Origin of the sequence: Paracoccus sp. N5, from assembly GCF_000371965.1 — a bacterium.
Taxonomy (GTDB): Bacteria; Pseudomonadota; Alphaproteobacteria; order Rhodobacterales; family Rhodobacteraceae; genus Paracoccus.
This window is the reverse complement of sequence record NZ_AQUO01000001.1, coordinates 537,556-550,926: the sequence shown is the minus strand read 5'-3', so window position 1 is coordinate 550,926 and position 13,371 is coordinate 537,556. Positions and strand designations below refer to the sequence as shown.

11 protein-coding genes, 1 tRNA gene and 1 pseudogene are annotated in these 13,371 nt (G+C 69.7%); 12 read left to right on the top strand and 1 reads right to left on the bottom strand.

All coding sequences use genetic code 11. The features are described 5' to 3' along the window. The first annotated feature begins 10 nt into the window (after positions 1-10). The 5 genes from PARN5_RS0102785 to PARN5_RS0102765 all read left to right on the top strand — a co-directional run bounded on the left by PARN5_RS0102785 (position 11) and on the right by PARN5_RS0102765 (position 5,261). Entirely contained in the window at positions 11-697 is a 687-nt protein-coding gene (locus PARN5_RS0102785; protein ID WP_017998274.1) for a uroporphyrinogen-III synthase, read from the top strand. 117 nt (positions 698-814) lie between these two features. After that, on the top strand, positions 815-2,242 hold the full coding sequence (locus PARN5_RS0102780; RefSeq protein ID WP_017998273.1) for a hypothetical protein: 1,428 nt from the start codon (positions 815-817) through the stop codon (positions 2,240-2,242). A 12-nt stretch (positions 2,243-2,254) separates the two neighbouring features. Next, positions 2,255-4,033: a heme biosynthesis HemY N-terminal domain-containing protein gene (locus PARN5_RS0102775; RefSeq protein ID WP_017998272.1), complete on the top strand. Its 1,779-nt coding sequence runs from the start codon at positions 2,255-2,257 to the stop codon at positions 4,031-4,033. 51 nt (positions 4,034-4,084) lie between these two features. Then, a tRNA-Thr gene (locus PARN5_RS0102770) sits at positions 4,085-4,160 on the top strand. A gap of 168 nt (positions 4,161-4,328) precedes the next feature. Further along, positions 4,329-5,261, top strand: coding sequence for a glycosyltransferase (locus PARN5_RS0102765; RefSeq protein WP_081614911.1), 933 nt, complete (start codon positions 4,329-4,331; stop codon positions 5,259-5,261). On the opposite strand, the gene PARN5_RS0102760 is transcribed toward PARN5_RS0102765, so the two are convergent. Beyond that, a complete protein-coding gene (locus PARN5_RS0102760; protein WP_017998270.1) occupies positions 5,258-6,172 on the bottom strand; it encodes a hypothetical protein in 915 nt (304 codons plus the stop codon). The genes PARN5_RS0102765 and PARN5_RS0102760 overlap by 4 nt on opposite strands. A gap of 252 nt (positions 6,173-6,424) precedes the next feature. Here PARN5_RS0102760 and PARN5_RS24460 point away from each other — a divergent pair, with 252 nt between their 5' ends. From PARN5_RS24460 to PARN5_RS0102725, 7 genes and pseudogenes are all read left to right on the top strand, one after another. Further along, positions 6,425-7,888 carry a hypothetical protein gene (locus PARN5_RS24460; RefSeq protein ID WP_017998269.1) on the top strand — a complete coding sequence of 488 codons (1,464 nt, stop codon included), beginning with the start codon at positions 6,425-6,427 and terminating at the stop codon, positions 7,886-7,888. A gap of 26 nt (positions 7,889-7,914) precedes the next feature. After that, entirely contained in the window at positions 7,915-9,144 is a 1,230-nt protein-coding gene (locus tag PARN5_RS0102750; RefSeq protein WP_017998268.1) for a hypothetical protein, read from the top strand. A 122-nt stretch (positions 9,145-9,266) separates the two neighbouring features. Beyond that, positions 9,267-10,580 carry an MFS transporter gene (locus PARN5_RS0102745; protein ID WP_017998267.1) on the top strand — a complete coding sequence of 438 codons (1,314 nt, stop codon included), beginning with the start codon at positions 9,267-9,269 and terminating at the stop codon, positions 10,578-10,580. 199 nt (positions 10,581-10,779) lie between these two features. Beyond that, positions 10,780-11,388 carry a DUF6778 family protein gene (locus tag PARN5_RS0102740; RefSeq protein ID WP_017998266.1) on the top strand — a complete coding sequence of 203 codons (609 nt, stop codon included), beginning with the start codon at positions 10,780-10,782 and terminating at the stop codon, positions 11,386-11,388. A gap of 72 nt (positions 11,389-11,460) precedes the next feature. Beyond that, a complete protein-coding gene (gene zapE / locus PARN5_RS0102735; protein WP_026155129.1) occupies positions 11,461-12,561 on the top strand; it encodes a cell division protein ZapE in 1,101 nt (366 codons plus the stop codon). A 194-nt stretch (positions 12,562-12,755) separates the two neighbouring features. Then, positions 12,756-13,115, top strand: a pseudogene (locus PARN5_RS23170) (IS5/IS1182 family transposase); the annotation flags it as partial. A 57-nt stretch (positions 13,116-13,172) separates the two neighbouring features. Beyond that, positions 13,173-13,361, top strand: a complete 189-nt coding sequence (locus tag PARN5_RS0102725; RefSeq protein ID WP_017998263.1) for a hypothetical protein — start codon at positions 13,173-13,175, stop codon at positions 13,359-13,361. The last annotated feature ends 10 nt before the right edge of the window (positions 13,362-13,371 follow it).

Below are 13,371 nucleotides of genomic sequence, written 5' to 3'. Positions count from 1 at the left end.
GCCGAATGCCATGTCCCTTGCCGCCCCTGCCATACCGCCGCCCACGCTGCTTCTGACCCGGCCCGAGCCGGCGGCGCGGCGTTTTGCCGCAGCCGCCGCGCCGCTGGGGTTGCCGGTGCTGATCTCGCCGGTGCTGCGCATCGTTCCGGTGCCGCATGATGCCGGCCGGCTGGCGGCGGCCAGGGGGCTGGTCTTCACCTCGGTCCATGCGGTGCCGGCGGCGGGGGCCGGGCGCGGGCGACCGGCGATCTGCGTCGGGCCGGCCACCGCCCGGGCGGCGCGGGAGGCGGGCTTCGCCGTGACCGAGGGGCCGGGCGATGCCGCGCGCATGCTGCCGATGCTTCAGGGGCTCGGCCCGGGCTGGCTGCATCCGCATGGCGCCCATGTCGCCAAGGTTTTGCCGGTGCCGGGCGTCGTGGTCTATGACCAGCTGCCGCAGGAGCTGAGCCCGGCGGCGCGGGCCTTGCTGGCGGGTCCGGGGCCGGTGATCCTGCCGCTGTTCTCGCCCCGCTCGGCGCGGCTGCTGGCGGGGCAGGCGGGCGAGGCGCGGGCGGCGCTGTGGCTGGTGCCGATCAGCGCGGCGGCTGCGGCGGCCTGGCGCGGGCCCTTTGCGCGGGTTGCGGTGGCGGCCGATCCGGATGCCGGGGGCGTGCTTGCGGCCATCGAAACCCTGCTCGGCGCGGAACAAAGCATGTGAGGGCGGGTTGAGGCGCCACGCGCTGCCCACTAGACTTGTGGCGGGAGCCAGTGATGATAGCGGGTCCGGGCAGCGTCGCTTGCCCGTGTTCCGGCGCAGAAGGGAACGGGGAAGATCGTGAAACAGCCAGATGCCAATTCCAGCGAAAACAAGGCGAGCCCCGACAAGGACTTGAAGAAAAAGGCCGTTTCCGGCCCGGTGATCGACAGCCACCCGGTCAGCGCCGGCGAGGCCACAGCCGCCGCCAAGCCCGAGCCGAAGCCGGCCGTCGAATCGAAGCTGGTCGGCTCGGGCGAGGGGCCGGGGGGCGCCGCGCCGAAGCCCCGCCCGGCCGAGGCTGCGCCTGCCGCGGCCGCCCCCGCGGCGACCAAGCCCGCGCCCGCCAGGCCCGAAATCGCGAAACCCGAGCCGGCCCGCGTCGAGACCCGCGTGGTCGAGGTGCGCAAGGCCGGCTTCATGCCCACGCTTCTGGGCGGGGTGATCGCCGCCGGGCTGGGCGCCGCCGCGACCTGGTCGGCGATCCCGCATCTGCCCGAAGCCTGGCGTTCCCCGGCCGGGCAGGCCCCGAACGAGGCCGCGCTGGCCGCCGCCCGCGATGCCGCGACCGAAGCTGCGCGCAGCGAGATCCAGGCCCAGGCCGACGCCTTTGCCAAGCGCGCCGGTGAGGCCGGGGCCGATGCCGCCCGCCAGGCCCTGGCCGATGCCGGCCCCGATCCCGAGGCGTTGAAGGCGCAGGCCGAGAAGCTCGCGGCGCTGGAAAAGACCGTCTCGGAGCTGGAGGCGCGTCCCGCCGTGGCCCCGGTGGTCTCGGGCGAGGACAGCGCCGGCTTGCAGCAATTGCTCGACGACGTGAACGGCCGGCTGGCCGCGCAGCAGGCCCGCATCGACGAACTGGCCGCGCGCAGCGCCGTCGACCCGGCCTTGGCCGAGCGCATGCAGGGCTTTGCCGCCCAGGCCGAGGCGCTGCAGGGCCAGATCGCCAGCGCCGCCGCCGAGGCCGAAAAGCGCATCAGCGCCGCGCAATCCCAGGCCAGCGCCTTGCAGGAAAGCGCCGACGCCGCCAATCGCCGCGCCCAGGCCGCCACCGCTGCCGCCGCCTTGCAGGCCGCCATCGAAACCGGCGGGCCCCGCGACCAGGCGCTGGCCGATCTGCAGGCCGCCGGCATCGAAGCCCCGGCCGTGCTGACCGGCGACGTGCCGACGCTGGAACAGCTGCGCGCCGATTTCCCGGCCGCCGCGCGCGAGGGTCTGGCCGCCTCGATCAAGCAGGTGCCGCAGGATGGCGGCGCGCTGGGGGCGATCGGGGACTTCCTGCGCGTGCAGACCGGCGCCCGCTCGGTCGAGCCGCGCGCCGGCGACGATCCCGACGCCATCCTGTCGCGTGCCGATGCCGCGGTGAAGGCCGGCGACGTCAAGGGCGCGCTGGCCGAGATCGCCGCGCTGCCGCAGGCCGGGCAGGAGGCCATGTCGGCCTGGACCGCCAAGGCGCAGGTCTGGGTCGAAGCCAATGCCGCGCTGGCCGCCCTGGCCGCCGGCAGCTTGTAAGGAGTCCCTGGCATGCTGCTGTCGGCGCTGAAAATACTGATCTTCTTCGCCATCATCCTGGCGATCACCCTGGGCGCGATCCAGCTTTCGGAAAGCGGCCAGGGTCTGAGCATGGTCTATGGCGGCACCGAATACACGCTGGGCCCGGTCCAGTTGCTGATCGCGGTGCTGGTCGTGGTCGTGCTGGGCTGGCTCGCGGTCAAGATCCTGGGCATGTTCCTGGCCTTCGTGCGGTTCCTGCTGGGCGACGAGACGGCGATCAACCGCTATTTCGCCCGCTCGCGCCAGCGCAAGGGCTATGAGGCGCTGTCCGAGGGCATGCTGGCCGTCGCCTCGGGCGAGGGGCGGCTGGCGCAGGACAAGGCCGCCAAGGCCGCGAAGCTGCTGGACCAGCCGCATGTCACCGACCTGCTGGCCGCGCAGGCGGCCGAGGTCGCCGGCGACGATGCCAAGGCGGCCGAGATCTATCGCCGCCTGCTGTCGGACCAGCGCACCCGCTTCGTCGGCGTGCGCGGGCTGATGCGGCAGAAGCTGGCCGAGGGCGACACCGCCACCGCGCTGAAGCTGGCCGAGAAGGCCTATGCGCTGAAGCCGAAACATGCCGAGGTGCAGGACACGCTGCTGCAGCTGCAGACCCGCGAGGGCGACTGGAAGGGCGCGCGCGCCGTGCTGAAGGACAAGCGCCAGCAGGGGCAGCTGCCCAAGGACGTGCATCTGCGCCGCGACGCGGTGCTGGCGCTGAAGGAGGCGTCCGAGGTGCTGGCCGAGGGCAATTCGATCAGCGCGCGCGAGGCCGCGATCTCGGCCAACCGGGCCAGCCCCGACCTGATCCCGGCCGCGGTGCTGGCTGCGCGCAGCTATATCGCGCAGAACGACGCCCGAAACGCCAGCCGCGTGCTGCAAAAGACCTGGAGCGTACGGCCGCATCCCTCGATCGCCGCCGCCTTTGCCGAGATCGTGCCGGACGAAAAGCCCTCGGCCCGGCTGCGCCGCTTCGAGGAGCTGATGCGGCAGAACCCGGATCACGAGGAAACCCGGCTCTTGCGTGCCGAGCTGCTGCTGGCGGCCGAGGACTTTCCCGGTGCCCGCCGGGCGCTGGGCGACCTGGCGACGAAGCACCCGACGGTGCGTTCGCTGTCGATCCTGGCCGCGGTCGAGCGCGGCGAGGGCTCGGACGACGCCGTGGTGCGCGGCATCCTGGCCCGGGCGCTGGTCGCCAGCCGCGGGCCGCAATGGGTCTGCGACAAGTGCCATAATGTCATGGCGGAATGGTCGCCGACCTGCGACAGCTGCGGCGGTTTCGACACGCTGACCTGGCGCGAGCCGGACAGCGCAGTCTGGACGGCGCCTGCCGCCGGCGGGGCCGAGATGCTGCCGCTGCTGGTCGGCGGCAAGGCGTCCGAGGCGCCGGTGCCGACGCCAGCCATCGTGCCGACGCCCGCGCCGGCCGCTGCGCCGGGCATGGTCGATGCCGCGCCCGCAGCCGATCCCGGCCGGTCGGTCGTGGTCGAGCCGCCGCCCGAAGTCGCCGATGTCCAGCCCGGCATGGTGCCGCGCGAATCGGACTATCGCCGCCCGCCGCTGGTCGCGGCCGGGGCCGAGCCCGCGATGACCGTCACCGATCCCGAGCCGGAACCCGAGCCCGCGGCGCCGCCGATCCCCTTGCACCGCCCCGAACCCGAGGCGCCGCGCAAGCCGGTGATCGCGAGCCAGGGCGACATCCTGCCCGTCAGGCCGGATGTCGAGCCGCCCGAGGAGAATATCGCGCAGGTGGCCGGGAAAAAACTCTGATCCCCCCTTTTCGCCTGCGACGGAACCTGCTATCCGGCGCGGCACAAAGATGCCGGTGTAGCTCAGCTGGTAGAGCACGTCATTCGTAATGATGGGGTCGGGGGTTCGAGTCCCTTCACCGGCACCATAGATCCAGCCAAAAGCCCCGCGACCCGAACCGGTCGCGGGGCTTTTGCATGACACGTTGCGGAGATCCCGCGCTTGCTAGTTCGGACGAAACTGTATCGTTTAGGTTGTGGCGTGGGGCGAAGCTCTCTGCTAAGGCTTAAGAGGATTTTCAGCTGATGAGCGAGTGATGCGGGAACAGGATATCGCGATCCTTGGTGTGTGTCGGTTTTCCATGCTCGGGCGCGGTGACTGGAAAGCCTATCGCAACAAGAGCGACGACGAGCTCGAGGCGATCTATGAGGATAAGGCCGCCGAGCTGTTTGCCGCCGAGCGGATGGAGGCGCGGCTGGCGACCTTCGAGCATCTCACGCTGGCCTCGATGCGGGCGCAGTCCGATCCGAACTTCCGCTTCCTGGTGCTGTCCTCGGACCGCATGCCCGAGGCTTATCGGACCCGGCTCGAGCAGATCTGCGCCGTGGCGCCGCAGGTCGAGCTGCGCTTCGTCGCGCCGATGCATGTCTCGGAGGCGATCACCATGCTGGCGCCGGAACTGGCGCTGAACCTGCCCGACACGGTGCAGTTCCGCTTGGACGACGACGATTGCGTGTCCAAGGATTTCATTCGCCGGTTGCGTCGCCATGCCGCCTGCCTGTGGCGCAACGCGCATTTCGCGGTCAGCTTCTCGTCGCTGTATTATTGCGTCACCGATGGACCGACCGAGGGCATCTACAACTGGTACAGCCCCTTCTTCAGCGCCGGCGCGGCGGTGCGGCACAGCACGCGCACGGTCTTCGACTATGGGCATTACAAGATTCCGCAGCACCTAGTTTCGGTGACGGATCCGCATTTCCCCTGCATCGTCACCCATCGCGGCGACAACGACACCCCCCGGCATGAGGCGCAGACGCTGCGCAAGCGCGGCATGACGCGGGCCTCGGAGGACGATGTGCGCCGGGTGCGCGAGCGGCATTTCGGCTATCTGAGCGCCGAGGGCATGGCGCTGTGCACCTTTGACAAATTCGTCGATACGGCGACGGGCTTTGCCGAATTCGTGACACCCGACGAGCAGGAGGCGGACGAGGCCCAGCAGGCTCGCACCAGGACCAGGCGCCGGGCCTAGGCCAGCAGCCCGGCGGCGGCCAGCTGGCGCTGCACGGCCGGGACAGGCACCAGCAGCTTGTTGCCCGAGGCGCTGCCCTCGGCCAGCAGGCGGCGCAGTTCGTCGGTGCGGCTTTCGCCCAGAAGCGCGCTCGCCAGCATGCTGAAGGCCTGTTTCGACGGTTTGATCTCCAGGCTGGCGCGCAGGTGGCGGATCGCCCGGTCGCGGTCGGCGCGCATCTGCTTGCGGGCGTTCTCGACATGCCAGACCGAGTGGCGGGGGCTGGGCGGGTCGAAGGCGATGATCTCGTCGCGCTCGACGATGCCCTTGATGAGGGGCTTGAGACAGCGCAGCTCGGCCAGCGTCATCAGCACGGTATGGCCGGCGAAGGGGATGCGGACCAGCCGCGCCTGCGGATAGGCCGGCTGCACCATATGCGTGACCAGGAACTGGTCGGGGACGCGCTCGGGGTCGAAGATCACCACCGGGGCGCGGCTGGCGCGCGGCGTCTCGGACAGCGGTTGGTGGGCGACGGCCAGGTCGGCATAGCGGCGGATCTTCAAGGGCTTCCAGGCCGGCAGCATCGGCGCCGCGGCCAGGATCCGGGCGTCGATGGCCCCGCCATAATAGAGCGCGCAATAGCCGCCCAGGCTGGCGCCATAGGTCACGCAATCACGGCCCGTAACCACCGGCAGCACGGCGTCGCGAAAGGCCTCGAGCGGCAGGCCCTGGTATTGCGTGCCGTGCCTTTGCGCGACGAAGACATTGTCCCAACCATTCTCCAGCGCGAACCTGCTGCCGAAACCCACGTCCGACAGGTCCGAGGGCTGGCCGCCGAAACTGACGATCACCCGCTGGGCCGGCCGGTCGCCGGCTTGCAGCAAGGTGATGCGATAATCGGCGTGATCGACCAGAATCTGCTTCTTGCTCATGCGGCCCTCGCAGCGTGCTCGCGTTAAGGTTGTGTCAACGGCAGACTGCTAGGGTATTTATACAAATGCAATCTATAATTGCATTATGACTGTATCGCTCGCGCGAAGGATGGGCGCCCCGGCTTCGGCTGCGGCGGGGGCGTTGCTTTGCCCGGCCCGGCAACTGCCGCAAAAGGCCCGGATAATGGCCGCGCCTTTCGGAATGAGCAGAGGACCAACATGCCGAACAAAGCCACAGTCAGGGGTGTCCTGATGGATGCCACCCTCGCCCCGATTTCCCAGGGCAAGATCGTCGCCACGCTGAGCGGATCGGACGTGTTCGGGGCCACGCGAATCGTCACGCAGCGGGTCGAGGCGACCACGAATGCGCAGGGCGAATGGTCGCTGGCGCTGCTGGTCAATGCCGAGGGCGACACCGCCGGCACCAGCTGGACGGTCGAGGGTTACAACCAATATGTCTCGAAGGTGTTCGAGGTGAAGGGCCTGTTCATCGCCTCGGCCCAGGACATCACGCTGGGCGATCTGGAGCGGACCAGCGCGCAGAACATGAAGGCGGCGAAGGAGGGCGGCGTGACCCGGCTGATCGTCGCGCAGGATTTCGCGGGCTATGAGGCGCTGCCCTTTGGCCAGAAGCGCGACAGCGACCTGGTGCTGGTCGATGCGCGCGATACGCCGCTGGCGATCCACAACGGGCTGAACGGCGCGCTGTTCCGCGGCGTGCAGCGGATCTATCTGGCCGACCGCGCGGTGCCGCTGCTGGATGCGCGCGGCGCCACGCTGGTCGAGGGGCAGGGGGCGAGCGTGGCGCCCGCCGTGACGCGCCCGCCGTCGATGCTGCCGGCCGAGGCGGTGCTGGGCGCCACGGTGACGCTGGACATCGGTGCGGGTTCGGGCACGCCGGTGCCGGTGGCGGAATGGGACGTGACGCTGAACGGCAGCAGCGTCAAGGCGCAGGTCGACGCGCAGATGCGGCTGCAACTGGCCGAGGCCGGGGAATATGCGCTGAGCGTGCGCTGGGTGAACGAGGCCGGCGCGGCCGAGGCCACGACCGCCTCGCTGATCGTGACGCCTCCGGTGCAGGTGGTGCCGGACATGACGCTGGCGGCGGGCTATTTCGACGCGGGTTCGACCGTGACCGGGACCGCGGCGGCGGTGACCGGGCTCGCCAACAAGGGGAACGGCGGCTGGGCGCTGGCCGCCACCGCCTCGGGCACGGCGGTCGCCATGGCGGCCGAGGGCATCGTCTTTGCCGACGGCCGCAGCCTGCAGGCGACCAATCTCAGCAATCCGAACATCGACGGGGTGTTCATCGTCGTGCGGGCGGTGCTGGACGCCTATGGCTCGGGCGTGGCGCAGATCCTGGCGGCGAACCCCTCGGGCGGGACCATCGCGATTCAGAACAACAACGGCGCCTTGCAGGCGCGCTATCACGACGGGGTGGCGCGCAGCATCGCCCTGGGCAGCGTGACCTATGGCCAGGAATTCGTCGTCGGGCTGGAGATCGACAATGCTGCGCGGAGCGTGCGCGCCTTCACGCTGGCCGGCACGATGCTGTCCGAAACCCCGGTCGGCACGCCGGGCGTGAACTATGCCCAGGTGCGCACCGGCCAATATGTGCGCGGCACGGTCAAGCAGATCGCGGTCTGCGCCAAGCCGGTCGGCGGGGTCTTCCCGCTGGACTTCGAGGAGGTGATCGCGCATTTTCGGGCGGCGTAACGGCGCCCGTCAATACCGTCGATCTGATGATGGCGCGCGGCCAGTCGCTGTCGCTGGGCGCGAATTTCGGGGCCGAGCTGGCGCCCGACGGGCGGCGCTGGCGCGATGTCTTCGGCGGCGCGGCCAATCCCGGCGCGCTGATGCTGACCGGGCTGAAGCGCGTGGACGGGGTGACGGTGGCCAATGTCGCCAACCCCTTGCTGAACGGCTATGATACCTCGGTCCAGGCCAGCGGCGCCGGGCCGATGGTGGTGCAGACCTCGATCCCCGAGGGCGCGGTCCTGGCCTGCGGGCTGTTGCGCGAGGGACTGGCCCCGCAGGGCGTTGCCTTCCAGTTCCACGATGCCGGCGGGCAGTCGATCGAGAACCTGGACGACGACGGTGTGACCGGCAGCTCGGGGCTGCTGGCGCCCTGGCAGAACGGCGAATGGTGGCTGTCCGAGGCCGCACGGGTCTTTGCCGCCCAGGGCAGCGCGGTGCGGGTGCCGCGCCTGTTCCTGAACCAGGGCGAGGCCGATGTGGCCCGGCCGCGCGGCTGGTGGCTGGCCGCCGCCCGCGCCACGCTGGCCGATTGGCACGGGCAGATCCAGCGGCTGACCGGGCAGGCGGCAGCACCGAAGCTGTTCCTGCAACAGACCGGCGGCTATATGCACGGCGCGGACAGCAACCTGCACGATTGCAAGCTGGACCAGCTGGACCTGGTGCGCGAGCAGGGCGGCGTGCTGATCGGGCCGCTCTATCCCTACAAGATCGACAATGCCGATGGCAAAGGCGTGCACAAGCTGTGGTCGGACTATGTCCGCGCCTATGAGGTCGGGGTCTGGGCCGCGGCCGAGGATGCCGCCGGCCGGGCCTGGAACCTGCTGCCGGGCACGCCGGTGCGGGAGGGCGACCGGATCACCATCCCGGTCTCGGTCCGCGGCGACGAAAGCCTGACCACGGTCGGCGGCCTTTATGCCGGTTATGGCGGCGATCCGGCGAACCTGGGGCTCGAGGCAGTCGGCGGCGGTGCGATCACGGCGGCCTCGGTGTCGGGCGGCGAGATCGTCGTCGATGTGACGGGCACGGTGACGGGGCTGCGCTATGCCATGCAGCGCAGCGCCACCGATTACCGGACGCTGACCGATGCCTCGGGCTGCGGCTATGGTGCGCATCGCGGGCTGATCCGCAGCACGCTGACCCGCAGCGTGACCTGGGGCGGGCAGGACTTCGTCCTGGAACGCTGGCTGCCCAGTTTCGAGGTGGCGCTGGCCTGACCGGCCGGTCGCAGGGGCCGCCTGTCGGGGCGGCCCTTTTTTCGTGCCGGAACGGCGGTTTGGACTGGACATGGCGGCGATGGTCGCAAGACTGCGCCTGACGCATCAGCGAAAGGCGAGCCATGCAACTGACCATCGACGAGGCCTTGGCGCAAGGCGGCGCCGGCCGCTTCCAGCAGCGATTGCTGGCCATCTTCGGCCTGGTCTGGGCGGCGGATGCGATGCAGGTCATCGCCATCGGCTTCACCGCCGCCGGGATTGCGGCGAGCTTCGGGCTGACGGTGCCCGAGGCCTTGCAGACCGGCACGCTGTTCTTCCTGGGCATGTTCGTCGGCGCGACGCTGTTCGGCCGCATCGCCGACCGCATCGGGCGGCGCAACGTGCTGCTGCTGACGGTCAGCTGCGATGCGGTCTTCGGCATCGCCTCGGTCTTTGCGCCGGATTTCTGGTCGCTTCTGGCGCTGCGCTTCCTGACCGGCATGGCGGTGGGCGGCACGCTGCCGGTCGATTACGCGATGATGGCCGAGTTCCTGCCGCCGCGCAATCGCGGCCGCTGGCTGGTCTGGCTGGAGGGGTTCTGGGCGCTTGGCACCATCGTCATCGCGCTGACCGCCTGGATCGCGCATCTGGCCGGCGCGGACGAGCCCTGGCGCTGGATCTTTGCGATCGCGGCGATCCCGGCGCTGATCGGCATCTGGCTGCGGCTCTGGGTGCCGGAATCGCCGATGTATCTGCTGCGCCGGGGCGACGAGGCTGGCGCGCACAAGGTGGTCGACCGCGTGCTGACCGCCAATGGCGCCCGCGCGCTGCCGCCCGATGTGGCGCTGACCGCGCCCGTGGCCGAGGGCGCGGGGCAGGGGCTGTTCGGTCCCGAGCTGCGCGACCGCAGCCTGGGCATCTTCGCCGCCTGGTTCCTGGTCTCGCTGTCCTATTACGGCGTCTTCGTCTGGCTGCCGGCGGAACTGGCCAAGGGCGGTTTCGGCTTCGTGCGCGGCTATGGCTTCCTGGTGCTGATGGCGCTGGCGCAGCTGCCGGGCTATGCCCTTGCCGCGCATGGCGTCGAGGCCTGGGGCCGCAAGCCGACGCTGCAGGTGTTCCTGCTGCTCAGCGCCGCCGGCTGCTTCCTGTTCACCATCGCCGCCAGCCCCTGGCTGGTCGCGGGGTCGCTGCTGATGATGAGCTTTGCGCTGCTGGGCACCTGGGGGGCGCTTTATGCCTTCACGCCCGAGCTTTACCCGACCGGACTGCGCGGCACCGGCATGGGCACGGCCAGCGCGGTGGCGCGGCTGGGCGGGCTGCTGGCGCCTTCGCTGATGGGCTATGTGGTGGCGCGCGGCTTCGGCTTGGCCATCGGGGTCTTTGCGGCGCTGCTGCTGCTGGCCGCCCTCGCCACGCTCTTCATTCGCACCGAGACGCGCAACCGCGCCATCGGCTGAAGCGGCCGGGGCGCGAAAGCGGTTGCGCATTGGAAAACATGGCTTAATCTGCGCCGCAACCACGGGGTGAATCGCCTTGTGGTGATACCCGTCCGCCACGCCCCGCAGCAGGAGGCCCGATTCGTCCAATCTCGACCCGGGTTCCGCGTCTGCGTGGCGGCGGATGCACGACTCTCTCAGTTCCTAACGAGGATCCATCATGTTGAAACCCGCCCTTCTGGCGCTGGGTCTGGCGCTTGGCCTGGCCGGCTGCGCCGGCCAGACCTGGGAAACCAGATACGACCAGCTTGACCGCGCCCAGACCGCGACCTGGCGCGTCGCCTCGGTCGAAGTCGCCGTGCCCGAGACGCTGACCACCAGCGAGGAGAACAGCTACACCCCCGATTTCGACATCGTCTGGCATGGCGAGCCGGCCGGCGACCGCCGCGCCCAGGCCGCGGCCATCGCCCGGGAGGGCATCCAGAAGGGCGCGGCCGGGCTGCATGGCAAGACCCGGGTGCGGATCGTCGCGACGCTGAGCCAGTTCCACGCCATCACCCCCAAGGTGCGCGAGAGGCTGCAGAATGCCGGCGTGCACAATATCCAGTATACCGTGCAGGTCTTCGACGCCCGCAGCGGCGCTGCCTTGACCGAGCCGCAGACCATCAAGGCGGAATTCCCGGCCCTGGTCGGCAAGGCCGGGGACGAGGCCGACGCCAAGGGCCTGACCCAGCGGGTGCAGATCGTGAACCAGATCGCGGCGGTGACGCAGAACTGGCTGGGCAATGGCGCCGATCCGCGCGGCAGCTTCACCCGCCTCGGCCGCTGATCCCGCCGAAAAACGTCGGGAATGATGGAGCCGGCCCTTGCGGGCCGGTTCTTTCTTTGGCAGGGGGCGAATATGGCAAACGTATCCGAACTCTACGAGGCCCGGGTGGCCGCGGGGCAATTGCAGCCCGATGCCGCGCAGCGCGGCGTGTTGCCGGTGCTGGACCGGCTGGTGCGCGAGCTGGGCGCCGTCCCGGCCCCCGCGCCGCAACGGAACGGCTGGCTGTCGCGGCTGCGCGGCGCCGCGCCGGCGGCGGCGCCTGCGGTCAAGGGGCTTTACCTTTGGGGCGGCGTCGGGCGCGGCAAGTCCATGCTGATGGATCTGGTCATGGAGGCGGCGCCGACGCCCGCCAAGCGCCGGGTGCATTTCCACGAGTTCATGCAAGAGATCCAGGCGGGTCTCGAGGCGGTGCGCAAGACCGGCCAGCAGGATGCCGTGCGCCCGGTCGCGTTGGAGGTGGCGCGGCAGGTGCGACTGCTGTGCTTCGACGAGATGCAGATCACCGACATCGCCGATGCGATGATCGTCGGCCGGCTGTTCCAGATCCTGTTCGAGGAGGGGGTGACGGTGGTCACCACCTCGAACCGGGTGCCCGAGGATCTGTACAAGAACGGGCTGAACCGCCAGCTTTTCCTGCCCTTCATCGCGCTTCTGCGCGAACGGCTGGAGGTTGTTGAGTTGGTCAGCGCCACCGACCACCGCCAGAACCGCGACGAGGGCGGGCAGGTCTGGTTCGTCCCCGCCGATGCCGAGGCGCATGCGCGCATGGACGCGCTGTGGCAGGCCGAGACGGGCGGGCGGCCGTCCCCGGCGCTGGTGCTGGAGATCAAGGGCCGCAAGGTCGAGATCCCGCAGCATGTCGGCCGCATCGGCCGCGCCAGCTTCTGGGAGCTCTGCGGCCGGCCGCTGGGCCCGGGCGACTACCTGGCCATCGCCGAGGCGCTGGATATGCTCTTCATCGATGGGGTCCCGCGGCTGTCGCAGTCGAACTACAACGAGGCCAAGCGCTTCGTCACCCTGATCGACGCGCTTTACGAGGCCAGGGTGCGGCTGATCGCCAGCGCGGCGGACGAGCCGGAACGGCTTTACGCGGAAGGCGAGGGCGCCTTCGAATTCGAGCGCACGGCCAGCCGGCTGCGCGAGATGCGCGACGCGGATTGGGGACGGGGGTAAGCGGGCTCTGCCCCGGTGACGGGGGCAGAAGGTTTGATTTTTCGGGCGTGTGAAAATCAACGGGTTTGATACTTTCGGCGCGAGGCTACGCGGAAACCGGCCATCAGGAAAAATCAAAGGGTGTGGCGCTACGGACCAGCACGATTGGAACTGGCCAGCGTATAACGAAGCGACTTCGACCAGATCTGCCCCAACAGGAGATCGCGAGCGTCACCGCCGGCGGCGCATTCGACACGCACGCGTGCCATGATGCCATCTTCGCCCGCAGTGCCGTTCCACCGCGCGAGAACGCCAACCCTGGAAACCTGACACCGCCGCGGCAATCGCCCGCAATGAAATCCTGCGCATGTCGAAGCGCGTCGACCGGCCCCTCTGGCGAATGACGGAGCGGGTATCACCGTTTTGCAGAAACCAAGATGCGCTGTGTGAAACGGCCCGGCCAGGGACTGTCCGCGCGGGACTTCGACCCTCAGGCCGCGAAGTTCCAGGTCCGCGTCGCCATGCTGAACGGTTTCACCGTGCCCGGCACACCAATCACTGAGGCCGCAGGATAGCTCAGCCACTGTCCAACCCAGAGTCCGTGCCGGGGACAATAGCAGACGGATACCGCATTGCGCGTCGTCAGCTTCCTGGTCGCGGATGCAGCCGAGCGGGCCGACCGCATCGAACAGCTGGATTTTGCGCCCGAGCATTACACGCTGTTGCCGCGGAAGGGGCGAGTTGCCCTTCTCCGGCTTGCGATTGCCTTTCAAGACGCGACGAAAGGGCCCGCGGGGATCGCAATCATCGGTTCAGGCTGACCCGAGCGCG